The following is a 24329-nucleotide window of genomic DNA, read 5'->3' as shown; positions in this document are numbered from 1 at the left end:
GCGCCGCGTGAACACCGCCATCCGACGGGTCGCGATCGCCGCCATGGTCATGGTGGTGGCGCTGCTGCTGCAACTGACCTGGGTCCAGGTCTTCCGCGCCGACGAGCTCCGTGCCGACCCCCGCAACACGCGGATGCTCCTCGACGAGTACTCCCGCCAGCGCGGCCAGATCACCGCCGGCGGACGGGTGCTGGCCATGTCCCTGCCGTCGGAAGGACGCTTCGAGTTCCAGCGCACCTACCCCACCGACCCTGTCGTCTTCGGCCCCACCGTCGGCTACTACTCGCTGCAGTTCGCCACCGCCGGGGTCGAGCAGACCCAGGACGCCTTCCTCAACGGCTCCGACCCGAGACTGCTGTCCCAACGGATCACCGGTCTGATCTCGGGCCGCACCCCGCAGGGCGGCTCGGTGGAGCTCACCCTGGACCCCACGGGCCAGGAGGTCGCCTACGAGGCCCTGCGGCGCGGCGCGGGCCAGGGGCCGTTCGTGGGCTCCGTCGCCGCCGTCCGCCCCTCCACCGGTGAGGTGCTCGCACTGGCCTCCAGCCCGTCCTTCGACCCGGGCGCCCTGTCCAGCCTGGACCCGGAGGTCCGCGCGCAGGAGATGGCGCGCATCGAGCAGAGCCCGGACCGGCCGCTGCTCAACCACGCCACCCAGCAGTCCCTCCCGCCCGGCTCCACGATGAAGGTCATCACCACCGCCGCCGCGCTCGAGCAGGGCATGGGGCCCGAGACCCCCGTCTCCGGCGCCGACCGCACCCTGCTGCCGGGGACGTCCACCTACCTGGAGAACTACGCCGGCCAGACCTGTGGCGGCAGCACCGTCACCCTGCGCACGGCCCTCGAGAGGTCCTGCAACGTGCCCTTCGTCGAGCTGAGCCAGGAGATCGGCGCGGAGGCCTTCACCGAGATGGCGGAGAAGTTCGGCGTCGACGGCACCGCCCCGGACGACTTCGGCATCCCGGTCGCACCGTCGGGCCTGGGGCAGATGGAGGACGACGCCCAGCTGGCGATGAGTTCCATCGGGCAGAGCGACGTCCGGATGACGACCCTGCAGAACGCCATGGTGGCCGCGACCGTCTCCAACGGCGGGGTCCGCATGGAACCGCAACTCATCAAGACCCTGACGGCGCCCGATCTCTCCGTCGTCCAGGGCTTCACGCCCCGCGACGCCGCCCGCGCCCTCACCGACGAGCAGGCCGGCACCCTCACCGAGATGATGGTCGCCGCCGAACAGGGCGCCGGGGGCGGCTTGCCCGGGGTCACCGTGGCCTCCAAGACCGGCACCGCCGAGCACGGCGTGGACTCCTCCGAGTCCATCCCCTACACCTGGTACATCGCGTTCGTCCCCGGCCGTGACGTGGCGGTGGCCGTGGCGATCGAGTCCGGGCCCGGGGTCGATCGCAGCACCGTCGGGTCCACCTACGCCGCACCCATCGGTCGCGAGGTCCTGGGCGCGCTGCTGGGAGGGACGCCGTGAGTCTGAACTCCGGCGCGGTCCTGTCCGGCCGCTATCGCCTACTGCGCCTCATCGCCACCGGCGGTATGGGGCAGGTGTGGGAGGCCGACGACGGCGTCCTCGACCGCCACGTCGCCGTGAAGGTGCTCAAAGCCGAGTACTCCTCCGACCCCGAGTTCGTCGAGCGCTTCCGGTCCGAGGCCAAGGTCACCGCGAGGATCTCCCACCCCGGGATCGCCACCGTCTACGACTACGGGCAGATCGACGACCCCGCCTCCGGGAACCCGCTGTCCTACCTGGTCATGGAACTCGTGGTGGGCGAGCCGCTATCGGACGTCCTGGCCCGCGAGGGCACGCTGCCGATGCGGCACACCCTCGACATGCTCGAGCAGACCGGCCGCGCCCTCAACGCCGCCCACGCCATCGGCCTGGTCCACCGCGACGTCAAGCCGGGCAACATCCTCATCACGCCCGCCGGGCAGGTGAAGCTCACCGACTTCGGGATCGCCAAGTCCATGGGCGCGTCCGCCGTCACACAGACCGGGATGGTCGTGGGCACCGCCCAGTACATCGCGCCCGAGCAGGCCATGGGGAACGACACGTCCCCGGCCGGGGACGTGTACTCGCTCGGCGTGGTGGGTTACGAGTGCCTGGCCGGTCGACGGCCGTTCGTCGCCGACTCGCCGGTCTCCGTGGCGATGATGCACGTCCGCGACACCCCGCCGCCGCTCCCGGACTCGGTGCCCGGACCGGTCCGACGCGTCCTCGCCGAGGCCATGGCCAAGGACCCCGGCCGGCGCTACCCGGACGGCGAGGCCTTCGCCGAGGCGATCGCCGACCTCCGGGCCGGTCGCGATCCCCGTCTCCCGGGCGCGTTCCTCGCCGCCAGCGCCGCGGCGGGGGCTGCCGCAGCGGCCGCCGGCGCCACCGCCGCGACCACGGTCCTGCCCGATGAGGACCCGGGCGGCGTGTACCGGGCCGGGGGTTCGCCCGACCCGACGCGCGCGTACACCCGCACCCACCCGGGCACCGCCGGACAGCCGCGCACCGACAGGCCGCGGCCGGCACGACCGGCGCACCCGTCCCGGCCCCAGCCGGCGCCCGCCGCGACCCGGCGTCAGCCCGCCCCACCGGTCACCTCACGGCCCCCCCGCCGCGGCCGCGGCGGCTCCGGCTGCGTGGGCTGGTTCCTCGTGGTGTTCGTCCTGGTGGCGGCGCTGGCGGTCGCGGCCGTCATCGCCCTGTCCAACGTCGGGGTCTTCGGCCCGGGCGGGATCTTCGGCCGGACCACCCCCACGACGCCGCCGTCCACCGCCCCGGTGACGACCACCACCACGCAGGCACCAGCCCCGGCACCCGAGCCGCCGCCGACCCCGACGCCGACCCCCGAGCCCGCACCGTCACCGACCGGGGTCCCCCCGGCCCCCGACCTGCAGGACATGCTGGACTCCCTCACCTCGGAGTTCAGTTCGCTGATTCCGCCCGAGGGGCAGCCCGGTGGGGGCCAGGGGCAAGGCCAGGACGAGGCGCAGGGCCAGGGACAGGCGCAGGGGCAGGGTCGAGACCAAGCGCAGGGCCAGGCCCGGGGCGCGGCCGAGGACCGTGCCGTGCCCGTTCCCGCCCGGTGGGCAGGGGTCGACGGATGACCACACCATCCGTCCTGGCCGGGCGCTACGAGATCGGTGAGCCCCTCGGATACGGCGGCATGTCCGAGGTCCGTCGCGGGCGCGACACGGTCCTCGGCCGGGACGTGGCCGTCAAGATCATGCGCCCGGAACTGGCCCGGGACGAGACCTTCTACCAGCGCTTCCGTCGGGAGGCCCAGAACTCGGCGTCGCTCAACCATCCGTCGATCGTGGCGATCTACGACCAGGGGGAGGAGCACACCGCCGACGGCTCGCTGCCCTACATCGTGATGGAGGTGGTCGAGGGCGACACCCTCCGCGACATCGTCAGGATGGACGGCCCCATGGAGGTCGAGCGTGCCCTCGGCGTGATGGCCGATGTCTGCGGTGCGCTGGACTTCTCCCACAAGAAGGGCATCGTCCACCGGGACGTCAAGCCGGCGAACATCATGATCTCGCGCGACGGCGCGGTCAAGGTCATGGACTTCGGCATCGCCCGCGCCCTCAGCGACGCCGGATCGACCCTCACCAACACCTCGTCGGTCCTCGGCACCGCCCAGTACCTCAGCCCCGAGCAGGCGCGCGGCGAGACCGTGGACGCCCATTCCGATCTGTACTCCGCGGGGTGCGTGCTCTACGAGATGGTCACCGGTGCACCTCCGTTCACCGGCGAGTCCCCCGTGGCGGTGGCCTATCAGCACGTCCGCGAATCCCCCGCGCCGCCGTCGGCGGTCAACCCGGAGGTGAGCCGCTACGTCGACGCGGTGGTCATGCAGGCGATGGCCAAGAATCCCGAGAACAGATACACCTCCGCCGGGGAGATGCGCACCGACCTGCTCACGGTGCTCACCGGTGGCCGCCCGGCGGCGCCCCTGGTGCTGACCGACGACGAGCTCGACGACGACCAGCGCCCCGACGCCCCCCACGGGTTCACCGGCGCGGGATACGGAACCGGCGCGTCCCGCTGGTCACCCGGTGATGCGCCCACCGAGGCACACGCCCTGCCGGAACTGGCCGGTCGTGCCGCCGGCGCGGGTGCTCCTGCTGGCGCAGCCGGTGCCGGTGCCGGTGCCGCGCGTCCCGCCTCCCATCGCGGGGACGCCCGACGCCGCGACGCCCGACCCGTCGACGCTCGTCGCGGGCCACGCGGGGTGGCCATCGCGCTCGCCGCCCTGCTGGTGCTGGGAGGGATCGCGACGGTGTCGATCCTGGCGACCTCGGGCGACCGCGGCGGTGTCGCGCAGCAGCAGGAGGTCACCGTCCCCGAGGTCGCCCAGCGGCCGGTCGCCGAGGTGGTCGAGGAACTCACCTCGATCGGGCTCGAACCCGTGCAGACCCCGGCGCCGCACCCCCAGATCCCCGAGGGGCACGTCATCTCGTCCGACCCCATCGCCGGCAAGCGTCTCGCGGTGGGCTCCGAGATCAGCCTCGTGGTCTCGACCGGCAAGCCCATCCTCTCGGTGCCCAACGTGATGGGGATGTCCCCCGCCGATGCCCGACTGGCCCTCGAGGAGGCCGGGTTCCAGGTGGTCCCGGAGAACGAGGCCCGGCCGTCGACACCCGAGGACCAGGACAAGGTCGTCGACACCGAGCCCGGACCGGGTGCACAGGTGCCCTCCGACCGGCCGGTCCGGCTGATGGTGGGCTCCGGCCCCGAACAGCTCGCGGTGCCCGATGTCGTGGGCCAGTCCGCCGACCCGGCCCGCGCGACCCTCGAGGCCGCCGGCTTCCGCGTGGACACCCAGCGGGTCGACGGCACCGCGCCCGAGGGCCAGGTCGTGGGCCAGTCCACGGCCGCGGGTCAGACCCAGCTCAAGGGCGCGACCATCACCCTCCAGGTCTCCGCCGGGAACCGGTTCGTCATGCCCAACATCGTCGGCGACACCGTGGAGGAGGCCCTCGGCAAGCTCGAACGGGCCGGCTGGCGGGGCGACCGCGGGCAGCTGGTGGAGCTCCCGCAGAACGACCCCGACCTCAGCCGCGTGGGCCAGATCTGGTCGCAGCAGCCGCCCGTGGGCGAGGCCGGCGTCAACGACCAGGTCGTCGTCCGGGTGATCCGGTTCGGGCTGGTGCCCGGCCCGGGCTGACCGGGCGAGCTGACCAGCCGGTCAGGCCAGGGCGGCGCCACGGGTCCGGTCGAGCTCGGATTCCAGCCGCACGACCAGCGTCTCCGAGGGCCGCTCGCCGCACATGCCCAGCCAGTTGGCGAGCATCCGGTGCCCCCCGTCGCTCATCACCGATTCGGGGTGGAACTGCACCCCGTGGATGGGCATCTCGCGGTGACGCATCGCCATGACCAGACCCGAACCGGTCCACGCGGTGGGAACCAGTTCGTGCGGGATCGTCTCCGGCAGGACCGTCAACGAGTGGTAGCGCGTGGCCGTGAACGGGCTGGGGATACCGGCGAGGACTCCCGAGTCGTCGTGCGTGACCTGACTGGTCTTGCCGTGCATGAGCTCGGCGGCCCGGTCGACCGTCGCGCCGAAGGCCTCCCCGATCGCCTGGTGGCCCAGGCACACTCCCAGCACCGGGACGCCCGCGTGTCCACAGACCCCGATCAGCGGGATCGTGGCCCCCGCCCTGTCCGGCGTTCCGGGACCCGGGCTGAGCAGGACTCCGTCGTACCCGCTGACCACGCTCTCCAGCCCGGCCACGTCATAGCGGCCGTCCGGGCCGGCGAGCCTGGGGTCGTCGTTCCGCCACACGTCGCACTCCGCGCCCAACTGGCCCAGGTACTGGACGAGGTTGTAGACGAAGCTGTCGTAGTTGTCGACGACGAGGATGCGCATAGACGCAGCGTACTGCCGTCGCACGGGTGAGCGTCGGGGGCGGGCTTGGTAGAGTGGCCCCGACATCCCCCACCAGTTCGAGGACTCCATGCCCAAGTCAAAGGTCCGGTCCAAGACCGAGTACACCGACGCGGCCGTCAGCCGCACCCCCGTCAAGGTCAAGGGGACCCCGACCGCGCGGTGGTACCTGGTGCTCATGCTCGCGCTGATGATCCTGGGCCTGCTCTGGCTGGTGACGTATTACATCGCCGGTGAGCGGATCCCGTTCATGGCCTCTCTCGAGACGTGGCAGAACTTCGCGATCGGTTTCGGCCTCGCGGTCGTGGGACTCCTCATGACCATGAACTGGCGCTAGCCGGCCCGCCCGGCCGCTCTCCCCGGGCACGTTCCGCCTGTTCCACAGGTTTATCCACAGGTCACCCCCCGCCCGACGCGGGGGGTGACCTGCATTTTCTCTGAGAACGCTGCATCTATGCAGGTCACGGGGCTCTGGTGAGGTAAAGAGGGGTCTCGACCCGCCTTTTCCACACCCCTCACACGCTGTGGAGAACTTCCTTCACACTGGGGATAACGCCTGTGTGTAGACGATGCCGACGACACCGCAGGTCGGGACCGCGTCGACTCGAACGGCAGTCGAACTCCACCCGTGTTATTCATCCACAGTGTGGATAGCGCCTGTGGATAGGGGAGGATGTGCGGCATGAGTGGTGACGCCGTGTCGGGAGCCGGTCCGCGGGCGGCGTCGTGGTCACCCGGGGCCCTGTGGCCGGGCGTGCAGATCCTGCTCGGGGTGGCCCTGGTGGTGATCGGCCTGCAGCGGCAGGATCCGCTCGCACTGCTGCTCACCGGCCCGGCGGCGCTGTTCCTCACCCTGTCGGGTGTGTCCCACCTGGTCCGGCGGCCCCGACTCGAGGTGGTGGACGGGCAGTTGGCGATCAAGAGGCTCCGCCGCGTGGACTTCGTCCCGCGGTCCGAGGTGGTGGAGGTCCGCCCGCTGGGGGTCTCCCGATGGGGGGCGCGGCAGCACCTGCTGCGACTCGAGTACACGGACGAGCGGGGTCGCGAACGACTGGACGTGTTCACCCGGCTCGATCTGGGGGCGGATCCACGGGACGTGGTCGACGCGCTGCACCGTCTGGGATTCGGGGCGGTCGGCGACGGCCGGTGAGGGTCAGACCGCTCCCGGCGGACGACGCGGGGGTCGGACGATGTGGGGGTCGACCGACGCGGGGTCAGACGCCGGTGGGAATCAGCGGGTGACGAGGAACCCGAACGTCATGGTGTCGGCCGCGAACCACCCGGCGGCGCCGACCGACCCGACCACGACGAGGAAGCCGGCCCACGAGACGACCTGGCGGCCCGTGCGGCCCACGCGCCGCGGCATCCGGCGTGGCACCACCACCAGGGCGAACGCGGCGACGGCGCCGGCCGCGAGCCCGCCCAGATGGGCCGCGAGCGAGATGCCGGGCACGAGGAAGCTCACGCCGACGTTGAGGACGAGCAACACCCCGATCCCCCTGACGTCGAGGCGCATCGACATCGCCACGATCGCGTACGCGCCCATCAGGCCGAAGATCGCCCCGGAGGCGCCGGCCGTGAGGGCGCCCTGGCCGTAGAACATCACGGCCACCGACCCGCCCAGCGCCGAGCCCAGGTAGAGGGCGAGGAAGCGGACGTGCCCGATGCTGCGCTCGATCCCCAGTCCGAGGATCCACAACATGTACATGTTGAGCAGCAGGTGCATCGGGCCGAAGTGCTGGAACGCCGAGGTGAGCAGACGCCACCACTCGTCCCGGGCCGCCACCAGCGGCGGGAAGAGCGCCGTGGCCTCGAACAACGGCGACGCGTTGTTGGTCAGGAAGCTGCGCGCCTGCACGACGGTGGCGGCGTAGACGGCCAGGTTGGCGGTGATGATCCACGCCGTGACCGGCTGGAGGCGGAAGAATCTCGCGACCGCGCCACCGCGTCGGGTCTGGGTGCTCATGTCTCCCGGTTATCCGTGCTGCGTCTCGTTCGTGCGGTGTCCCGTCCCCGCCCTGTCCCTGCCGCGTGCCGGCCCTGCCGCGCTGCGGATAGACCGGGACCGCTCGGTCAGGAGATCTCGATCGACTCGATGACGACGTCGTCGGTCGGCCGGTCCATCGCACCGGTCTTGGTGGTCGCGATGGCGTCCACGACCTTGCGTGACTCCTCGTCGGCGACCTTGCCGAAGATCGTGTGGCGGTTGTTCAGGTGCGGCGTGGCGCCGACGGTGATGAAGAACTGCGAACCGTTGGTGCCCGGGCCGGCGTTGGCCATGGCCAGCAGGTAGGGCTCGGAGAACTGCAGCTCCGGGTGGAACTCGTCCTTGAACTGGTAGCCCGGTCCGCCCCGGCCGGTGCCGGTGGGGTCGCCGCCCTGGATCATGAACCCGGAGATGACGCGGTGGAAGATCGAGCCGTCGTAGAACGGTCCGCTCTTCTCACCCTTGGCGTTGGCCTGGGAGTAGTCCTTGGAGCCGTCGGCGAGACCGACGAAGTTCGAGACCGTCTCCGGGGCGTGGTTGCCGTACAGCTCGATGACGATGTCACCACGGTTGGTGTGGATGGTTGCCTTCTGCGTTGCGATGCTCACGCCACCCATCCTGCCACGCCGCAGGGACCGATGTCGGCGAGGTGGTGGTCGGTGTCGGGCCGCTGTGCCACCATCTACCCATGAGCAAACGAAGCGATCGCGCCGACGAGCGTAAGGCCGTCAAGCAGGCGCAAAAGGACCTGGACAAGGCCGGCACCGCCGCCCGGAAGGCGTTCGACCTCAAGGACCCCCGCTTCCTGGGCGAGGCAGCAGTCGCCGCCACCCGTGGACCGGTCGGCCTGGCCCTCTTCGGTGCCAGCCGCGGCATCCAGGTGATCCGGGATCGTCGCGCCGAGCAGGCCGAACTCCTGGGCGATCTCGCCGCGGACGCGCGGCAGCACGCCTCCGCGCTGCGCGAGCAGACGTCGGCTCTGGCCACGCCGCCCCAGAAGCGCAACCCGCTGCGCCGCTTCGCGCCGCTGTGGATCGTGGGCCTCGCCGGCGGCGCCGCCGTCGCGGGCGCCACGGCCTATTTCCTTCGCGGCCAGGGCTCGCCCACCTCGCCGTCCGCGCCCACCCCGACCCCCGCCCCGCCGCGGACCCCCACCCCGGCCGAGGCGGCCGCCGAGGGGCGCGACCAGAAGACCGGCTCGGCGCCCGCGGCCACGACCGGCCCCGGCGTGACGGGTGACCCGGCAGGTTCGGAGACCGGTGAGGACCTGACGATCGAGTCCGCCGATCCCGAGGGGCCCTCGGACCAGCCCGCCGACACCTCCCCCGCCGCGGGCAGCGCGGTTCCCGGCCCGGCGGCCGGGTCCGCACCGCAGCCCTCGGACGACCAGCCGGTCGGCGAGGCCTCCACGGACGGGACCGCGACCGAGAAGTGATCGACCGGGACCCGATCCCCGACGGCTCCACGGCCGACGACACCGCCCTCGACGACACCGGACTCGAGGTCATCGCGTCGAGCCTTCCCGGACTGGGCCCCCTGGACGTCCACGCGCTGTACAAACTGCGCGTGGACGTCTTCGTCGCGGAACAGGACTGCCCGTACGCCGAGATCGACGACGTCGACGCCGACCCCGGCACGATTCACCTGCTGGCCCGTGCACCCGACGGCGCGGTCGTCGCGACACTGCGGGTGTTCGGATCGGACGCGGGCGACGGGGTCATGCACATCGGACGTGTCTGCACGACACCCGCCTGGCGGGGTCGGGGCATCGCGGCGCGGCTGATCCGCCGGGGGCTCGTGCTGTGCCGGGACCGGCCCGTGGAGATCGGGGCCCAGGCCTACCTGGAGAGGTGGTACGAGCAGTTCGGATTCGCGCGGTGCGGGCCGGACTATCTCGATGGGCGGATCCCCCATCTCCCCATGCGGCGCGACCTCCTAGGATGAGACCCGGCTCACCCCCTTCGATCCCTCCCGAGGACACACATGACGTCTGACGCTCCCTCCGGCTCGCTGGTCAAGGCTCTCCTCCCGGAGAGCGAGATGCCGACGCACTGGTACAACATCCAGGCCGATCTCCCCGAGCCCATGGCACCGCACCTGCACCCGGGAACCAGGGAGCCGCTCGGTCCCGAGGACCTCGCCCCGCTGTTCCCGATGTCCCTCATCGAGCAGGAGGTCACGCCGGAGCGCTACATCGAGATCCCCGAGGCGGTGCAGGAGATCTACCGATTGTGGCGGCCGTCGCCCCTGATCCGTGCCCGCCGCCTGGAGAAGGCGCTCGGCACGTCGGCGCGGATCTACTACAAGTACGAGGGCACCAGCCCGGTCGGCTCGCACAAGCCCAACACCGCGGTCGCACAGGCCTACTACAACGCCGCCGAGGGCATCACCAAGCTCACCACCGAGACCGGCGCCGGCCAGTGGGGCGCCTCTCTGGCGTTCGCCGGTCAGGCCTTCGGCATCGAGGTGGAGGTGTGGCAGGTCAAGGCCTCGTTCGAGTCCAAGCCGTACCGCCGGATGCTCATGGAGACCTTCGGCGCCTCGGTCCACCCGAGCCCGTCAGACCTGACCGAGGCGGGACGCTCGTTCCTGGCCAAGGACCCGGACACCCCCGGTTCGCTCGGCATGGCGGTCTCCGAGGCCGTCGAGGTGGCCGCCGGCGAACCCGAGGCCCGCTACTCACTGGGGTCGGTGCTCAACCACGTGTGTCTGCACCAGACCGTCATCGGCGAGGAGGCCCTCAAGCAGCTGGGCATATTCGGCGAGGACGCCCCCGACTACGTGTACGGCTGCGCCGGTGGCGGCTCCAACCTCGCCGGGTTGGCTTTCCCGTTCATCCGCGAGAACCTCGCCGGTGCCCGGACGCAGATCATCGCCGTCGAGCCCACGGCGTGCCCGTCGCTGACCGAGGGCGAGTTCCGGTACGACCACGGTGACGTCGCCGGCCTGACCCCTCTGATGAAGATGTACACCCTCGGTCAGGACTTCGTCCCGGACCCCATCCATTCCGGTGGCCTGCGCTACCACGGCATGGCGCCACTGGTCAGCCACGTCAAGCACCTGGGCCTGCTCGATTCCATGGCGGTGGAGCAGAACGCCGCGTTCGCCGCGGGCGTGGAGTTCGCCAAGGCGGAGGGCATCGTCCCCGCACCCGAGTCGACGCACGCCCTCGCAGGTGCGATGGCCAAGGCCCGCGAGCACACCGGTGAGGCAGGCACCGGACCGTCGATCGTGATCGGCCTCTCCGGTCACGGCTTCCTCGACCTCCCCGCGTACGAGTCCTTCGTCCGCGGTGAGATGGGCTGACGCCTCCGAAGACCCCCCGACCGTTCCACACCCTCGATCACAGGAGCCCCCCTATGACCAAGACCATCGACTTCACCGACCGCGTCGCGATCATCACCGGCGCCGGCGGCGGCCTCGGCCGCGCCTACGCGCTCGCGCTGGCCGAGCGTGGCGCCAAGGTCGTCGTCAATGACCTGGGCGGCGACGTCCACGGCGAAGGTGGCACCCCCTCCCTGGCGCAGCAGGTCGTCGACGAGATCACGGCCGCCGGTGGCGAGGCCATCGTCGACGGCAACGACATCACCGACGAGGCCGCCGTCGCGTCCCTCGTGTCGACGGTGATCGACAAGTGGGGCCGCATCGACGTGCTCATCAACAACGCCGGCATCCTGCGTGACAAGTCGTTCGCCAAGATGGAGATGGACGACTTCCGCAAGGTCGTCGAAGTGCATCTCATGGGCTCGGTCAACTGCACCAAGGCCGTGTGGCCGCACATGGCCGAGGCGGGCTACGGGCGCATCCTCATGACCGCCTCCACCTCCGGGATCTACGGCAACTTCGGCCAGGCCAACTACGGGGCCGCCAAGTCGGGGCTCGTCGGTCTGATGAACGTCCTGGCGATCGAGGGCGCCAAGAAGAACATCAAGGTCAACGCGATCGCCCCCACCGCGGCCACGCGGATGACCGAGGATCTGCTGCCGCAGCGGGTGCTCGACATCATGGGCCCGGAGACCATCGCCCCCGGCGCCCTGTTCATGGTCAGCGAGGACGCCCCCACCAAGACCATCCTCGGTGCCGGCGCCGGCGTTTTCGCCGTGTCCCAGATGGTCGAATCGCGGGGCGTCTACCTCCCCGACGACGCGCGCACCCCCGAGGTCGTCGCGGAGCGCTGGAACGAGATCGCGGACGTCACCGACGCCAACCCCCTGGAGTCGGCTTTCGAGCAGACCTCCAAGTACGCCGCGCTCGCCGCCCGCGAGCTGGGCCTGCACCTGGAGAGCTGAGGAAGGGCCGCCGCCCCGCCACCCCGGCACCCGCCGGAGCCCCCGCCGGAGCCCCGGCCGGAGCCCCGCCGTCGAGAAGGGCGTTCCGCACACATCCGCCGAGTATGGATGTGCGGAACGCCCTTCTCGTTGAGCGCTGGGCGGGGCCGGAGCGGGCGGCACTGGTGGCGCTGGGGCGGGCGGCGGCGCCGTCTCACTCCTGGTCGGCGAACTGGGTTTCGTAGAGCTCCGCGTAGCGACCACCGGTGGCCAGGAGCTCGGCGTGCGTGCCCGACTCGACCACCCGGCCGGCCTCGAGGACCAGGATCGTGTCGGCGGCGCGCACCGTCGACAACCGGTGGGCGATCACCAACGAGGTGCGGTCGGCCATCGCCTCGCTCAGCGCCTCCTGGACGGCGGACTCGTTGGTGGAGTCCAACGCACTGGTGGCCTCGTCCAGCACCACCACCGACGGGGCGGCGATCAGCAGCCGCGCGATCGTCAGTCGCTGACGCTCACCTCCCGACAGCCGGTAGCCGCGATCACCGATGACGGTGTCGAGACCGTCCGGCAGCGACCGCACGAGATCCTCGAGCCGGGCCCGGCGCAGCGCGTCCCAGACGAGGTCATCGGAGACCTCCGGCCGCGCGAAGGTGAGGTTGGAGCGGATCGTGTCGTGGAAGAGGTGGCCGTCCTGCGTGACCATACCCACCGTGCGCCGCAGCGACGACGAGGTGACCCGACGCACGTCGAGTCCCGACACCCGCACCGCACCCGAGTCGACGTCGTACAGCCGCGGCAGCAGGGAGGCGATCGTGGACTTGCCCGCGCCGGACGACCCGACCAAGGCGATCATCTGTCCCGGTTCGGCGCGGAAGGAGATCCCGTGCAGGACCTCCTGGCCGCCGCGGGTGTCGAGGACCGCGACCTCCTCGAGCGAGGCGAGGGAGACCTTGTCCGCCGAGGGATAGGAGAACGTGACGTCGTCGAACTCGATGGTCGCCGGGCCCTCCGGGATGGCGACGGCGTCAGGGGCGTCGGAGATGAGCGGTTCCAGGTCGAGGACCTCGAAGACCCGCTCGAAGCTGACGATGGCCGTGACGATGTCCATCGGCGCGTTGGCCAGGGAGGTCAACGGGCCGTACAGGCGGGTGAGGAGCAGCGCGAGGGCCACGACGGACCCCGCGTCGAGGGCGCCGTTGAGTGCGAACCACCCGCCGAGCCCGTAGACGAGCGCCAGCGCCAGCGTGGACACCAGAGTCAGCGAGTTCATGAACACACTCATGAGCAGCGCGGTCCGGACGCCGATGCCGCGGACCCGGCCCGCGCGGGCGGAGAACTCCGCCGACTCCGTCTCGGGGCGTCCGAAGAGCTTGACCAGGGTCGCGCCGCCGGCGTTGAACCGCTCGGTCATCTGGTCGTTCATCGACGCGTTGAGATCCGAGGCCTCCCGACGGAGCCGCGCGAGCCGCTTGCCCACGTAGCGGGCCGGGAACAGGAAGATCGGCAGCAGCAGGACGGACAGGACGGTGAGCTGCCAGTTGATACCGGCCATCACGGCCAACGTGAGTACGAGCTGCACCAGGTTCGACACGACCCCGGACAGCGTGTCCGAGAACGCCCGCTGGGCACCCATCACGTCGTTGTTGAGGCGACTGACCAGCGCGCCGGTGCGGGTGCGCATGAAAAAGGCGACCGGCATCGTCTGGACGTGGTCGAACACCGCGCGGCGCAGGTCGAGGATGAGCCCCTCCCCGATCCGTGCGGACCACAACCGGGTGACGACGGCGACGATCGCCTCGATGATCCCGATCGCGGCGATGGCGAGCGCGAGGCCGATCACGACCCGGACCGGCGAGGCCTCGACGATCGCGGTGACCACGCGGCCGGCGAGCAGCGGTGTCGCCACGGCGAGGGTGGCCCCGAAGACGGAGAGCACCAGGAAGAAGACGATGCGCCGGGTGTGCGGGCGGGCGAACTGTCCGATCCTGCGGAAGTTCTCGCGGGTGAACACACTGCGGTCCAGCGCGATGTTGTTGTTCTCGGCCCGCATCAGCGTGCGCATGGCGGCCTGCTGCATCGTCACGTAGCGGTACTCCTCCCGCGCCGGAGAGGGGCCCCGACGACCGTTCGGTACAACCCGGCACGGGGCCCACGTATTCCGGCCCGCGACCGCGGTGGCGTTCCTCGTCGTCGTCGCCCCGATCCGGTCTTTGGACAAAATCTGGGGTGATGTCTAGACACGGCGGGGGAATTTGTCTAATGTCAGGGGCAACACAGTGGCATACGCCATACCCTGTTGACCCGGAGGTCGTCTGCGATGTCCAGCACCGAGTACATCAGCCCCACCGACGGGGCACCGCACACCCACCACGAGGCGGACGCCGCCGTCGAGCCCTACGCGTGGACCGACGCCAAGCGGTACCTGTGGCTGCTCGGACTCATCCCCGCGATGGGTCTGTTCGTGTCGATGCCGATCGTCGCCGGCTTCAACGCCCTCGGCTGGGGCGTGGCGGCCACCGTCGCCTGGTTCCTCCTCCCCTTCCTCGTCTACGTCGCGATCCCCCTCGGGGACCTCGCCGTCGGCGCCGACGGTGAGAACCCGCCCGACGAGGTCATGGACAAGCTCGAGGCCGACCCGTTCTACCGGTGGTGCACGTACCTGTACATCCCCTTCCAGTACGCGTCCCTCATCGCGGCCGCCTACCTCTGGTCCGCCGACGACCTGTCGTGGCTGGGCTACGACGGGGGACTCGGGATCGCCGCCTCGATCGGCGTCGCCTGGACCGTCGCGATCACCGGCGGGATCGGGATCAACACCGCCCACGAGCTCGGGCACAAGATCGCCGGCAGCGAGAAGTGGCTGTCCAAGGTCGCCCTGGCCACCACCGGCTACGGACACTTCTTCATCGAGCACAACCGCGGACACCACGCGCGTGTCGCCACTCCGGAGGATCCGGCCAGCTCGCGCTTCGGTGAGTCGTTCTGGGCCTTCCTCCCGCGCAGCGTGTTCGGGTCGCTGACGTCGGCCTGGCACCTGGAGTCCGAGCGGCTCCGGCGGCTGGGCAAGAGCCCGTGGACCCTGCGCAACGACAACCTCAACGCCTGGCTCATGACGGTCGTGCTCTTCGGCGGACTCATCGCCGTGTTCGGCTGGGAGATCGCGCCGTGGCTCATCGTGCAGGCCGTCTTCGGCTTCTCGCTGCTGGAGGTCGTCAACTACCTCGAGCACTACGGCCTGCTCCGCCAGAAGACCTCCGCCGGCCGCTATCAGCGCTGCCGCCCGGAGCACTCGTGGAACTCCGACCACCTGGTGACCAACATCTTCCTCTACCACCTGCAGCGTCACTCCGACCACCACGCCAACCCCATGCGTCGCTACCAGGTACTGCGCAGCTTCGAGCAGGCCCCGCAGCTGCCCTCGGGCTACGCCACGATGATGGTCCTGGCCTACGTGCCGCCGCTGTGGCGCAAGGTCATGGACAAGCGCGTCCTGGCCCACTACGACGGCGACATCACCCGCGCCAACATCCAGCCGTCCAAGCGCGAGAGGATCCTCGCCCGGCACGGCGCCGGGTCGACGGCGGTCGCCGAGCAGATCGTCGCGGACACCGACATCGCGACCGATCAGACCTCACCGACCGGTGAGTACGTGTGCCCCAACTGCGGGAACCACTACTCGGAGGCCGCCGGGCTGCCGCGCGAGGGTTTCCCCGCCGGGACCCCGTGGTCGGCCATCCCCGACAGCTGGCGGTGCTCGGACTGCGGCGTCCGCGACAAGGTGGACTTCCTGCCCGTGAAGTGACCCCCGCGTGCGGGGCTCCGATCGGCCCTCCGCCGCCCGGCCCACGGGATCAGGAACAATGGACACCATGCCCCGTCACCGCCCCACAAGTGACCGACGCTCCCCCGGCGACCCCCGCGGGGAGCGTCGGTCACTGCGCTCCACCGTGTTCGAGGCCATGCACGAGCTGCTGGGCTCGCACGACTGGTCCTCGGTGACCATGTCCGACGTGGCCCAGGCCGCCGGTCTCAGCCGGCAGACCCTGTACAGCACCTTCGGCAACCGTCAGGGACTGGCCCAGGCGTACGCACTCCAGCTGTCGGAGACCTTCGCCGGGGAGATCCGCGACTCGATCATCCGCCACCCGGGGCAGATCGACACCGCGCTGAACGAGGGGATCAACGGGTTCCTCCTGTCGAGCCGGAACGACCCGCTGGTCCGCGCCCTGCTCACCGGCGACATCAAACCGGACCTCCTGCGCCTCATCACGACCGAGGCCGGGCCGCTCATCGAACGGGCCACCGAGGTGCTCACCCCCGCCCTGTCCGACAGCTGGATGCGCATCGAGGAAGCCCAGGCACGGCTCGCGGCGTCGATCATCGCCCGGATCGGCATCAGCTTCATCTCACTGCCGCCCAACGACCCCGACCAGCTGGCGTCGGGCCTCACCGAGGTCATCGCCCCGTACCTCCAGAAGGTCATTCAGGTCGACGTCCAGGGGTGAGCCCCCGGCCCCGCGGGGCCGGGGCGCTCTACGCGCCGTCGGCGATGGTCGACCGCGCACCCGGCTGTCCCGGCACCGGGACGCTCGCCTCGAGGAACAGTCCCCGCGCCTCCACGCACAGCCGGTCGCCGGCGTGGATGGTGGCGTGCGTCCACGTCTTGCGGCCGTCGACCTCGTGCACCCAGGCCCGGAACGTCAGCGGCTGGAGCAGCGGCGTGGGCGAGCGATAGTCGATCTCGTAGTGCGCCGTCATCCCGAAGCGGCCACCCCAGTGGTTGGCGAAGCCCATCATGTGGTCGATGACGAGCGCGCTGATCCCCCCGTGGACACACGCCGGCGGGCCCTGGTAGACGGGACCGAGGGTCACCTCCGCCATCACCGACCCGTCGTCACAGCCGTGGAACTGCACCGGCGGGGCGATCGGGTTCTCTTGCCCGCCGACCGGGTTCGAGCGACGGGTCCCGGCACCCGTCCACATGTTCTCCAGCCGACGTGAGGGCGATGGGACTCGCGGCTCCAGCAGATCAGCGACTTCGGCCAGGCGGTCGGCGATGTCCCCGAGCTCGACCTCGGAGTGCGCCAACGCCGCCGTCGCCTCCCGCAACCTGCGCAGTTCGGCCACCGCGCGGTCCAACTCCGGGTCCGCCGGCGGCAGCTCGGGGACGGGGATCGGGTCGAAGGAGTCCCCGAACCGGCTCCGCGCGGCGTCGAGGGAGAACTGGTCCGGATCCAACCCCGGGAGGGGTACTCCACCGAATCCGGGACGATCGCTCTGTTTGGTCATACTCTTAGAGTATGTCGACACCTGTCAATCCGAAGCCGTTCGATCCCGTTACCTATGGCCCGTGGGCCCTCGTCGTGGGCGGAAGTGAGGGCGTGGGCGCCGAGATCGCGTTCCGCCTCGCCGATCAGGGCGTGTCCTCCGTGCTCGTCGCCCGCAAGGCCGGGCCCCTCGAGGAGACCGCCGAGGCCGTCCGCGCCAAGGGCGTCGAGTGCCGGGTCGTGTCCGTCGACCTCACCGAGCCCGGCGCCACCGAGGGCATCGCCGCGGCCTGCGAGGGCCTCGACCTGGGGCTGCTCGTCCTCAACGCCGGCGCCAACACGTACGGCTCCGAGTTCGTCGAGTCCGACATGACCCAGGTTCAGAAGGTCATCGACCTCAACATCACCTCGCCGATGCAGATCATCCGGCAGTTCGGCCCCGCCCTCAAGGCCCGCGGCCGCGGCGGCATCGTGGTGATGGGCTCGATGGCCGGCTACCTCGGCCACGCCGACATGAGCGTGTACTCCGCGGCCAAGGCGTTCAGCCGGGTCTTCGTCGAGGGCCTGTGGCTCGAGATGCGGGAGCACGGCGTCGACGTCGTCGAGGTCATCCTCGGCGTCGTCCGCACCCCCGCGATGATCCGCGCCGGCCTGGACATGGACCTGCCCGGCTTCACCGTCAGTGAGCCCACCGAGGTCGCCGAGGAGGTCCTGGCGTCCATCGGCAACGGCCCGATCCACGTCTGCGGCGGCGAGAACAACCGCAAGGGCGTCGAGTTCTCCTCCGGCGTCGACCGGGGACGGATCGTGGCCGGATCCCACAAGCGGATGACGGCGCTGCGCGGGAACTGAAGTCCGACGCGACGCACGCGTCGGTGCCCGGCCGCGGATGCTCCTATGGATGTCAAGCGGCTTTGGCGAGGTCGGCGGTGGTCGGTGCTTTGGTGGCGGGGTCGCGAGCCTGTAGGTCGTTGATCAGGGCATGGTAGATCTCGCGCGCGATGTGGCGTTTGAGGCAGCGCATGATGTCTTTCTTGGACAGGCCTTGCGCGGTTCGTCGGTCAACGTATGAGCGGGTGCGTTCGTCCCATCGCATGCGGCTCAGTGCGATGGTATGCAGGGCGTGGTTCGCGGCCCGGTCGCCACCGCGGTTGAGTCGGTGTCGGTCTCGTCGTCCTGAAGAGGCAGGGATCGGGGCCACGCCGCACAGGTGCGCGAACGCCGCTTCGGAGCGCAGCCTGTCTGGGTTGTCGCCCGCGGTGGCCAGAAGCTGCCCGGCGACGTCAGGTCCCACGCCCATGCGGTTCATCAGGGTCGGAGCCGTCTGCGCGGTCAGGGCTTTTAGCTCGACGTCGAGGTCGGCGATCTCCTCACTCAGTGCCAGGATCCGGCGGCTCAGAATGCGTAGTGCCGCCTTGGTCGCGCCGAGGGGACTAGCGAGGTCGCTGGGACGGAACCGGGCGCAGACTGCGGCCAGCTCGCGGGCGGGCAGGCCACGCAACTGGGCTCGCAATTCCTCCGGAGCGGTGATCACCAGCTGCCTGGCCTGGTTGATCGCTTGGGTGCGGGCCTTGACCGCGGAGCGCCGAGGCACACGCAAGGCCCGGACGGCCTCCACGATCCCGTCGCGGGTCTTCGGCACGCCAGTGGCACGCCCGGAGGCGACCGCGGTAGCAGCGGCATAGGCGTCTATCGGGTCGGACTTGCCCTTCATCCGCCGGGTCTTGCGGTCGGGTCGGTCGACTTCGACCACCGGTAGTCCGGCCCGGGCCAGCACCCGAGACAGCTCGGCGCCGTAGGCTCCGGTGCCCTCGACCCCAACGGCCTGCACGGTGCCGTGGCCGCCGAGCCATGAAAGTAGCTGCCGGTACCCGGAACCCGTGGCCGGGAACTCTCGGTCGGCCAGATGCCGCCCGAGGGAGTCGATCACCGCCGCGTGATGGGTCTGGCCATGCGTATCCACTCCGGCGATGACATGCACGTGCTGATCGGACATCATGGTCACTGCTGCCTTTCTCGTTGATCCCGGTGGGGCAGCACGCGCCGGCCAGGCGGGCGGACAAGACAGTGGCGGGGCTTCTGAACCAAGCTCCTATGAGGTCACAAACGCCCGTCCGGTCGCGTGCGTAGCGATCCCCCGAGCGGGCCGACAAATCCGCTTCTAGTCAGCCACCGCGACGGTCAGCCCGTGAGTCAGACCCGCCCGAAGAACCACTACACACATCATCACTGTCAGCCCTCGATGGGCCGGCCGCGGTCGGCGTCCCGGATACCCCTCGGCTCGATGAACAACGCCTCAGCCGTCGCGCAGAGGGTCTCGCCGGTGTGGAGGGTCGCGGTCGCCCAGATCTTGCGGCCCTCCACCCGTTCCTGCCGCGCCTCGAACCGCAGCGGGGCGAACAGTGGCGTCGGCGACTTATACGAGATGCGCAGGTCCGCGGTCATGCCGACACTCTCCGACGCGGCGTTCGCCAGCCCCAGCATCTCGTCGAAGATCAGCGCGACGATCCCGCCGTGGACGCAGCCGGGAGGCCCCTGGTACTCGATACCCAGGGTGAGGTCGGCCCGCACGGTCGCATCGGGGAACACCACCGGCTCCAGCGGCGGGGACACCGGGTTCCGGCTGCCGGTCGCCGGGTTGGCCGCCAGGTGCTCCGGCACACCCCAGGTGGCGTACTCCGACGGCCGCACCACGGTGCCCACGGTCTCGAGGTGCTCGACCAACCCGCGCACGGTGGCCACGGCGTCGTGGACGTCCTCGTAGACGGACCCGGCGACCAGGCCGCGGAGTCGGCGCAGCTCGCGGGCCAGCTCGGTCGCGCCGGACGCATCGGGGTCCTGGCGCAGGAAGGGAGTGCCCTCATCGCTCGCACCGGCGGGGTCCGCGGTGCCGAGGGGGCGGTCGCCCGGGGCGGTGGGGTCGGAAGGGCCGGAGTCGGTCGTCACGGCAACAGAATCTACTCTGCGCCCCGGCGTCAGCCCTCGCCCGCGCCCTCATCCCGGTGCTGCCGGTACGCCGCCACCCACTCCGCGGGCATGACGAACAGCCCCTCGGCGGTGGCGCAGAGGCGATCTCCCGCGTGGACCGCGCCCTGCGACCACACCTTCCGGCCGTCCACCCGGACCTGACGGGCGGTCACCACGATCGGCTCGAGGATGGGCGTGGGGCTGCGGTAGTCCAGGTCCAGGTACATCGTCATCCCGGTGGTCCCCGCGTGGTGGTTGACCCGGCCCAGCGCCGCGTCGAACAGCAGGGCCACGACACCGCCGTGAACACACCCCGGGGGCCCTGGTACTCCAGCCCGAGCGTCATCTCGGCCCTGAGCGTCCCGTCGTCCAGCAACTCGAACTCGGCCGGCGGGGCGAGGACGTTGGACCGGCCGATGATCGGGCAGTTGGAGGCGTACCGACGCTCCCGCCAGTTGACCTCCTGCCGCTGCTCGGGGCTCGCCGACGCGGCCTCCAGCTCGTCGGCCACCCTGCGGATCCGATCGGTCAGCGGGCCCAGGTCGGTGTCGAACATGCCGCCGGTGGTGAGCGCGCGGATCCGGCGCACCTGCTCCACCAGGGCGTAGAGGCCGGCCTCGTCGTCGTCGTCCCTGTCGACCGGACGGCCAGTACCGCGCGCCGGGTCCAACGGCCCCAGATCCACCGTCGGCCGGTCGCGCCGCACGACGGTCACCGGCTCGACAGTCCCCGGCTCGACGGTCACCGGGTCGTTCATGCCGGCGCCGACCCGGTCACATCGCCGGCCGCCACCGTGTCGGTGACCCCGGCCGCACCGCGGCCCGCGCGCCGGCCGAAGAACGAGCCGTCGCCCAGAGAGGTCCCCGAGATGTAGCCGTCGCCGTGCAGACCGTGCGTGCACCGCCCGGCCGCAAACAGGCCCGCGATGGGCTCGCCCGCGCGGTCCAGCACGCGCGACTGCAGGTCCGTGTGGAGTCCCCCGAGCGTGAACCCCTGCGCCTTGAGGGGCAGGCCGTTGAAGGTGTCCGGCCCCCCGGCACCCGTCGGGTAGGCACCGAACGGCGGCTCGAGCGGGCGCACCCACCGGGCGTTCTTGCCGAACTGCGGGTCCTCGCCACGCTCGGCGCCGGCGTTGTAGCGGCGCAACTGGTCGGCCAGCGCATCGGCGGGCAACCCGCAGTCGGCGGCGAGCTCCTCGATGATCTCGGCGGCGTGCATGGGCTGCATACCCCACAGCTCGGACTCCGGGACGTCCTCGATGCCCTTCTCGTCGATGATCACCCACACCGGCGGGCGGCGGTGATACACGGCCGCGTGGCAGTACAGGCCCGGGTAGACCTCCTCGTTGATGAAGCGCTGCCCGTCGCCGTCGACGAGCATCGCGCCCACCACCAGGCGGGGGATGACGAGCATCGCGGTCTCGGTCTGGTGCATGCGGCGCACGGCCGCGCCGGCCTCGATGCCCATCTCGATGCCGGAGCCGTCGTCGCGGCCGTCGGAGACCTTGTCCTTGCCCAGCTGCTGCGGCGCCCACTGTTCGAGCATCCGGTCGTTGTCCACGAACCCGCCCGTCGCCAGCACGACGCCGCCGGTGGCGCGGTACTCGCGTTCCTCGGAGAACTGCGTGGCCCGGACGCCCACCACGCGTCCGTCCTCGACGATGAGCGAACGCGCCTTGACGTCGCACTGCAGGTCGACGCCGGCCTTCTGCGCCGTGGCCACGAGGGAGTCCATGAGCACGTTCCCGGCGAAGTTCGGGGCGGGCGGCCGGTGACCGCGCGCTGCCGGGGTGGCCAGGGACGCATAGGGCTCCGCCCGCTCCCCCATCCACATCAGGCCCGAGTCGTCGCCCGGCATCCAGGTGGGGGTGTCCCACAACTTCCGGTTGAACACCGCTCCGTGCGAGACCAGCCAGTCGTGGTGCTCGACGGCCCCCGCGCAGTAGTCGGCGATCTTCGCCTCGTCGGCGTTGGGCCCGAGCGCGGCCAGGAGGAACGCGCGCATGTCCTCCTCGGTGTCGGCGATGCCCAGGGCCTGCTGGGTGGCCGTGCCGCCCCCCAGGTAGACCTCGCCGCCCGACTGCGCCGAGGAGCCGCCCGGTCCGGAGGCGCCCTCCAGCGCGATGACCGTCGACCCGGCCTCGGCGGCCTCGATCGCCGCGCAGGCGCCGGCGATTCCCATCCCCACCACGATGACGTCCGCCGTCATCACGGCGGGACGGTTGTCTGCACTCATGTCCGTCATGGTCTGCACACTACTTGTAACGTGTTTCAGTTAGTGCATTAATGTCGGGTTCATGACTGATGGTTCCGACACCGCCCGCCTGGACGCGCTCGAGGCGAGGCTCACCTCGACCGAGACCGGCCTCGCCACCGCCCGGGCCGAGTTGGCCCGGGCGGCCGATGAGCTGGCCGTACTGCGCCTACTGGCCTCCTACTCCCCCCGCGTCGACTCCGGCGACGCCGACGGCGTGGCCGAACTGTGGACCGACGACGGCGTCTACGACGTGGACACCGGCGTGCTCGAGGGACACGAGGGACTACGGGAGATGGTGCACGGGGACGCGCACCAGGGACTCGTCGCGCACGGCTGCGGGCACGTCCCCGGTCTGCCGGTCGTGCTGCTGGACGGGGATCGCGCGGTGGCGACCGGGTACACGCAGCTCGTGGTGCGCTCGTCGCGTCCCGGGCGCTACACGGTGATGCGGGTGACGGCGAGTCGGTGGGAGCTGGAGCGGCGCGGCCGGGTGGACGCTCCGGACCGCGGGTGGCGGGTCGTGCTGCGCACCGCGCGCGCGGTGACCGACGACGGCGAGGGTCGGGCCCTCCTGGGACGGTCCCGCGAGAGGTAGCGTGGCAGCCATGTACCGCCGACGCCCCGCGGCCCCGGGCCCGACACCGGATCCCATCCTGCGCGCGGGCCGCCTCGCGTTGCTCACCACGTCCGCGGTCCACCTGGGATTCCAGTCGATGGTCACCTCGGTGGTCTACCCCCAGCTGTTCAACGGTTCCACCCACGGCATCGCCGAGCGCCAGGCCGATCACGCCCGCCGCATCGCCCCCGTCGCCCTCACGCTGTACGCGACGGGCCTCGGGGCGGCCGCCTGGGCGACCTACGGGTCGGTCCGCTCGCGGGAGCGCAGCGGTCTGGGCGCCACCCTCCTCGCGTGCGCCACGGGCGTCGCCGTCCCGGCCATCACCGCCGGAGTGGTCCCGCTGCACATGGGGATCGCCCGGGAGCAGGTCACCGGGCCGCGCATCAGAGCGCTGATGGCCACGGACAGGCTGCGCACGGGACTGGCGGCACTGGGGCTGGCGGCGGCCGCGCAGGCGTTGAGCAGTCGGGACTAGGAGACGACTCCGCCGGCTCGCCCGGGTCCCTCGGCCGCCAGGCGGTCGAGCGCCTCCCGGAACGAGGGCGCCGATCGGTCCCGGTCCGAGATCGGGCCCACCGGCAGCGGCCAGTCCAGGCCCAGCTCGGGATCATCGTGGGCCACGGAGATGTCCTCGGTCGAGTCGTGCGGCCGGTCGATCCGGTAACACACGTCCGCATACTCGGTGAGCGCCTGAAACCCGTGCAGGAACCCCGGCGGGATGTAGAGATGGTGGAAGGTCTCATCGTCCAGCGTCACGGCGATCGATCTGCCGAAGGCATCGGAGTCGAGACGGATGTCGACGATGACGTCCAGGACCGCGCCCCGCGCGCACCGGACGAGTTTGGCCTCACCCGCGCCCCGGCGACCGTGCATCCCCCGGATGGTTCCCCGCCGGGAGCGTGACTGCGAGTCCTGCAGGAATCCGGCGGACGCTCCGGGCCTGCCGACAGCCGCGTCGAAGATCTCCGCGTCGAAGGTGCGGGTGAAAAACCCCCGCTCGTCGGTGAACGGTTCCGGAACGAGGACGAGGACGCCGGGCAGTTCGGTACTTTTGAAGCGCACTCCCCTATC

General features: G+C 71.0%; 25 protein-coding genes. 14 read left to right on the top strand and 11 right to left on the bottom strand.

From position 1 onward, the window contains the following. Positions 1-7 precede the first annotated feature (7 nt). The 3 genes from CK206_RS11200 to pknB are packed head-to-tail and all read left to right on the top strand — an operon-like array spanning position 8 to position 5171. Positions 8-1480, top strand: a complete 1473-nt coding sequence (locus CK206_RS11200; RefSeq protein ID WP_096906450.1) for a penicillin-binding transpeptidase domain-containing protein — start codon at positions 8-10, stop codon at positions 1478-1480. After that, entirely contained in the window at positions 1477-3105 is a 1629-nt protein-coding gene (locus CK206_RS11195; RefSeq protein ID WP_096906449.1) for a serine/threonine-protein kinase, read from the top strand. The genes CK206_RS11200 and CK206_RS11195 overlap by 4 nt, the downstream gene beginning before the upstream one ends. Beyond that, positions 3102-5171 (top strand): Stk1 family PASTA domain-containing Ser/Thr kinase, encoded by a 2070-nt coding sequence (gene pknB / locus CK206_RS11190; protein ID WP_096906448.1) that lies wholly within the window; start codon positions 3102-3104, stop codon positions 5169-5171. The genes CK206_RS11195 and pknB overlap by 4 nt, the downstream gene beginning before the upstream one ends. Before the next feature lie 21 nt (positions 5172-5192). Here pknB and CK206_RS11185 read toward each other — a convergent pair whose 3' ends face one another. Next, positions 5193-5873, bottom strand: a complete 681-nt coding sequence (locus tag CK206_RS11185; RefSeq protein WP_096906447.1) for an aminodeoxychorismate/anthranilate synthase component II — start codon at positions 5871-5873, stop codon at positions 5193-5195. 88 nt (positions 5874-5961) lie between these two features. Here CK206_RS11185 and crgA point away from each other — a divergent pair, with 88 nt between their 5' ends. Beyond that, a complete protein-coding gene (gene crgA, locus CK206_RS11180; protein ID WP_067716511.1) occupies positions 5962-6228 on the top strand; it encodes a cell division protein CrgA in 267 nt (88 codons plus the stop codon). Positions 6229-6573: 345 nt separating this feature from the next. After that, on the top strand, positions 6574-7041 hold the full coding sequence (locus CK206_RS11175) for a PH domain-containing protein (protein ID WP_067716538.1): 468 nt from the start codon (positions 6574-6576) through the stop codon (positions 7039-7041). Between the two features lie 81 nt (positions 7042-7122). Here CK206_RS11175 and CK206_RS11170 read toward each other — a convergent pair whose 3' ends face one another. Together CK206_RS11170 and CK206_RS11165 are read right to left on the bottom strand one after the other, a co-directional pair. Further along, positions 7123-7857: a rhomboid family intramembrane serine protease gene (locus CK206_RS11170; protein ID WP_067716514.1), complete on the bottom strand. Its 735-nt coding sequence runs from the start codon at positions 7855-7857 to the stop codon at positions 7123-7125. Positions 7858-7964: 107 nt separating this feature from the next. Then, positions 7965-8495, bottom strand: a complete 531-nt coding sequence (locus CK206_RS11165) for a peptidylprolyl isomerase (RefSeq protein ID WP_167457879.1) — start codon at positions 8493-8495, stop codon at positions 7965-7967. Between the two features lie 71 nt (positions 8496-8566). Between CK206_RS11165 and CK206_RS11160 the strand changes: the two genes are divergently transcribed. From CK206_RS11160 to CK206_RS11145, 4 genes are read left to right on the top strand one after another with little or no spacing between them, the layout of a single operon-like run. Beyond that, on the top strand, positions 8567-9313 hold the full coding sequence (locus CK206_RS11160; RefSeq protein WP_096907413.1) for a hypothetical protein: 747 nt from the start codon (positions 8567-8569) through the stop codon (positions 9311-9313). Then, positions 9310-9822: a GNAT family N-acetyltransferase gene (locus tag CK206_RS11155; protein ID WP_227022418.1), complete on the top strand. Its 513-nt coding sequence runs from the start codon at positions 9310-9312 to the stop codon at positions 9820-9822. Before CK206_RS11160 ends, CK206_RS11155 begins: the two co-directional genes overlap by 4 nt. Positions 9823-9861: 39 nt before the next feature. After that, on the top strand, positions 9862-11184 hold the full coding sequence (locus CK206_RS11150; protein WP_096906446.1) for a TrpB-like pyridoxal phosphate-dependent enzyme: 1323 nt from the start codon (positions 9862-9864) through the stop codon (positions 11182-11184). Between the two features lie 53 nt (positions 11185-11237). Continuing rightward, complete coding sequence (locus CK206_RS11145; RefSeq protein WP_067716521.1) at positions 11238-12167, top strand: SDR family oxidoreductase; 930 nt, start codon at positions 11238-11240, stop codon at positions 12165-12167. A 193-nt stretch (positions 12168-12360) separates the two neighbouring features. Here CK206_RS11145 and CK206_RS11140 read toward each other — a convergent pair whose 3' ends face one another. After that, positions 12361-14226 (bottom strand): ABC transporter ATP-binding protein, encoded by a 1866-nt coding sequence (locus tag CK206_RS11140; RefSeq protein WP_067716547.1) that lies wholly within the window; start codon positions 14224-14226, stop codon positions 12361-12363. A 240-nt stretch (positions 14227-14466) separates the two neighbouring features. Between CK206_RS11140 and CK206_RS20675 the strand changes: the two genes are divergently transcribed. Both CK206_RS20675 and CK206_RS11130 read left to right on the top strand, forming a co-directional pair. After that, on the top strand, positions 14467-15951 hold the full coding sequence (locus CK206_RS20675) for a fatty acid desaturase (RefSeq protein WP_067716525.1): 1485 nt from the start codon (positions 14467-14469) through the stop codon (positions 15949-15951). Positions 15952-16018: 67 nt separating this feature from the next. Next, positions 16019-16654, top strand: coding sequence for a TetR/AcrR family transcriptional regulator (locus CK206_RS11130; RefSeq protein WP_253702050.1), 636 nt, complete (start codon positions 16019-16021; stop codon positions 16652-16654). 28 nt (positions 16655-16682) lie between these two features. On the opposite strand, the gene CK206_RS11125 is transcribed toward CK206_RS11130, so the two are convergent. After that, the gene (locus CK206_RS11125; RefSeq protein ID WP_067716530.1) at positions 16683-17438 is read right to left on the bottom strand and encodes a PaaI family thioesterase; all 756 of its coding nucleotides are present in this window, start codon (positions 17436-17438) and stop codon (positions 16683-16685) included. 11 nt (positions 17439-17449) lie between these two features. Here CK206_RS11125 and CK206_RS11120 point away from each other — a divergent pair, with 11 nt between their 5' ends. After that, entirely contained in the window at positions 17450-18268 is an 819-nt protein-coding gene (locus CK206_RS11120) for an SDR family oxidoreductase (RefSeq protein WP_067719997.1), read from the top strand. Positions 18269-18320: 52 nt separating this feature from the next. Here the strand turns inward: CK206_RS11120 and CK206_RS11115 are convergent, their stop codons facing one another. The 5 genes from CK206_RS11115 to CK206_RS11100 all read right to left on the bottom strand — a co-directional run bounded on the left by CK206_RS11115 (position 18321) and on the right by CK206_RS11100 (position 22627). Continuing rightward, positions 18321-19412 carry an IS110 family transposase gene (locus CK206_RS11115; protein ID WP_187699930.1) on the bottom strand — a complete coding sequence of 364 codons (1092 nt, stop codon included), beginning with the start codon at positions 19410-19412 and terminating at the stop codon, positions 18321-18323. Positions 19413-19648: 236 nt separating this feature from the next. Beyond that, positions 19649-20362 (bottom strand): PaaI family thioesterase, encoded by a 714-nt coding sequence (locus CK206_RS11110; protein WP_067720214.1) that lies wholly within the window; start codon positions 20360-20362, stop codon positions 19649-19651. 29 nt (positions 20363-20391) lie between these two features. Then, positions 20392-20676, bottom strand: a complete 285-nt coding sequence (locus CK206_RS20350; protein WP_363425887.1) for a hypothetical protein — start codon at positions 20674-20676, stop codon at positions 20392-20394. Beyond that, positions 20613-21140, bottom strand: coding sequence for a hypothetical protein (locus CK206_RS11105; RefSeq protein WP_227022303.1), 528 nt, complete (start codon positions 21138-21140; stop codon positions 20613-20615). The genes CK206_RS20350 and CK206_RS11105 overlap by 64 nt, the downstream gene beginning before the upstream one ends. Next, positions 21137-22627 carry an FAD-dependent oxidoreductase gene (locus tag CK206_RS11100; RefSeq protein WP_096907411.1) on the bottom strand — a complete coding sequence of 497 codons (1491 nt, stop codon included), beginning with the start codon at positions 22625-22627 and terminating at the stop codon, positions 21137-21139. Before CK206_RS11100 ends, CK206_RS11105 begins: the two co-directional genes overlap by 4 nt. A 52-nt stretch (positions 22628-22679) precedes the next feature. On the opposite strand from CK206_RS11100, the gene CK206_RS11095 reads away from it, so the two are divergent. Both CK206_RS11095 and CK206_RS11090 read left to right on the top strand, forming a co-directional pair. After that, complete coding sequence (locus CK206_RS11095; RefSeq protein ID WP_096906445.1) at positions 22680-23234, top strand: nuclear transport factor 2 family protein; 555 nt, start codon at positions 22680-22682, stop codon at positions 23232-23234. Positions 23235-23244: 10 nt separating this feature from the next. Beyond that, positions 23245-23733 carry a hypothetical protein gene (locus CK206_RS11090; RefSeq protein WP_096907410.1) on the top strand — a complete coding sequence of 163 codons (489 nt, stop codon included), beginning with the start codon at positions 23245-23247 and terminating at the stop codon, positions 23731-23733. Here the strand turns inward: CK206_RS11090 and rfbC are convergent. Next, positions 23730-24320 carry a dTDP-4-dehydrorhamnose 3,5-epimerase gene (gene rfbC, locus CK206_RS11085; protein WP_096906444.1) on the bottom strand — a complete coding sequence of 197 codons (591 nt, stop codon included), beginning with the start codon at positions 24318-24320 and terminating at the stop codon, positions 23730-23732. The two genes, CK206_RS11090 and rfbC, sit on opposite strands and share 4 nt — an antisense overlap. Between the last annotated feature and the right edge of the window lie 9 nt (positions 24321-24329).

Source organism: Dietzia sp. WMMA184, from assembly GCF_002441635.1.
Classification (GTDB): Bacteria; Actinomycetota; Actinomycetes; order Mycobacteriales; family Mycobacteriaceae; genus Dietzia; species Dietzia kunjamensis.
The sequence above is the reverse complement of the archived record's forward strand: the minus strand, read 5'-3'. Positions and strand labels throughout refer to the sequence as shown.

Excerpts from the sequence above, each read along its gene's own strand:
- pknB (WP_096906448.1), top strand. The coding sequence starts at position 3,102 with ATGACCACACCATCCGTCCTGGCCGGGCGCTACGAGATCGGTGAGCCC.
- CK206_RS11185 (WP_096906447.1), bottom strand. The coding sequence starts at position 5,873 with ATGCGCATCCTCGTCGTCGACAACTACGACAGCTTCGTCTACAACCTC.
- crgA (WP_067716511.1), top strand. The coding sequence starts at position 5,962 with ATGCCCAAGTCAAAGGTCCGGTCCAAGACCGAGTACACCGACGCGGCC.
- CK206_RS11175 (WP_067716538.1), top strand. The coding sequence starts at position 6,574 with ATGAGTGGTGACGCCGTGTCGGGAGCCGGTCCGCGGGCGGCGTCGTGG.
- CK206_RS11170 (WP_067716514.1), bottom strand. The coding sequence starts at position 7,857 with ATGAGCACCCAGACCCGACGCGGTGGCGCGGTCGCGAGATTCTTCCGC.
- CK206_RS11165 (WP_167457879.1), bottom strand. The coding sequence starts at position 8,495 with ATGGGTGGCGTGAGCATCGCAACGCAGAAGGCAACCATCCACACCAAC.
- CK206_RS11160 (WP_096907413.1), top strand. The coding sequence starts at position 8,567 with ATGAGCAAACGAAGCGATCGCGCCGACGAGCGTAAGGCCGTCAAGCAG.
- CK206_RS11150 (WP_096906446.1), top strand. The coding sequence starts at position 9,862 with ATGACGTCTGACGCTCCCTCCGGCTCGCTGGTCAAGGCTCTCCTCCCG.
- CK206_RS11145 (WP_067716521.1), top strand. The coding sequence starts at position 11,238 with ATGACCAAGACCATCGACTTCACCGACCGCGTCGCGATCATCACCGGC.
- CK206_RS11140 (WP_067716547.1), bottom strand. The coding sequence starts at position 14,226 with ATGCAGCAGGCCGCCATGCGCACGCTGATGCGGGCCGAGAACAACAAC.
- CK206_RS20675 (WP_067716525.1), top strand. The coding sequence starts at position 14,467 with ATGTCCAGCACCGAGTACATCAGCCCCACCGACGGGGCACCGCACACC.
- CK206_RS11130 (WP_253702050.1), top strand. The coding sequence starts at position 16,019 with ATGCCCCGTCACCGCCCCACAAGTGACCGACGCTCCCCCGGCGACCCC.
- CK206_RS11125 (WP_067716530.1), bottom strand. The coding sequence starts at position 17,438 with ATGACCAAACAGAGCGATCGTCCCGGATTCGGTGGAGTACCCCTCCCG.
- CK206_RS11120 (WP_067719997.1), top strand. The coding sequence starts at position 17,450 with ATGTCGACACCTGTCAATCCGAAGCCGTTCGATCCCGTTACCTATGGC.
- CK206_RS11115 (WP_187699930.1), bottom strand. The coding sequence starts at position 19,412 with ATGTCCGATCAGCACGTGCATGTCATCGCCGGAGTGGATACGCATGGC.
- CK206_RS11105 (WP_227022303.1), bottom strand. The coding sequence starts at position 21,140 with ATGAACGACCCGGTGACCGTCGAGCCGGGGACTGTCGAGCCGGTGACC.
- CK206_RS11100 (WP_096907411.1), bottom strand. The coding sequence starts at position 22,627 with ATGACGGACATGAGTGCAGACAACCGTCCCGCCGTGATGACGGCGGAC.
- CK206_RS11095 (WP_096906445.1), top strand. The coding sequence starts at position 22,680 with ATGACTGATGGTTCCGACACCGCCCGCCTGGACGCGCTCGAGGCGAGG.
- CK206_RS11090 (WP_096907410.1), top strand. The coding sequence starts at position 23,245 with ATGTACCGCCGACGCCCCGCGGCCCCGGGCCCGACACCGGATCCCATC.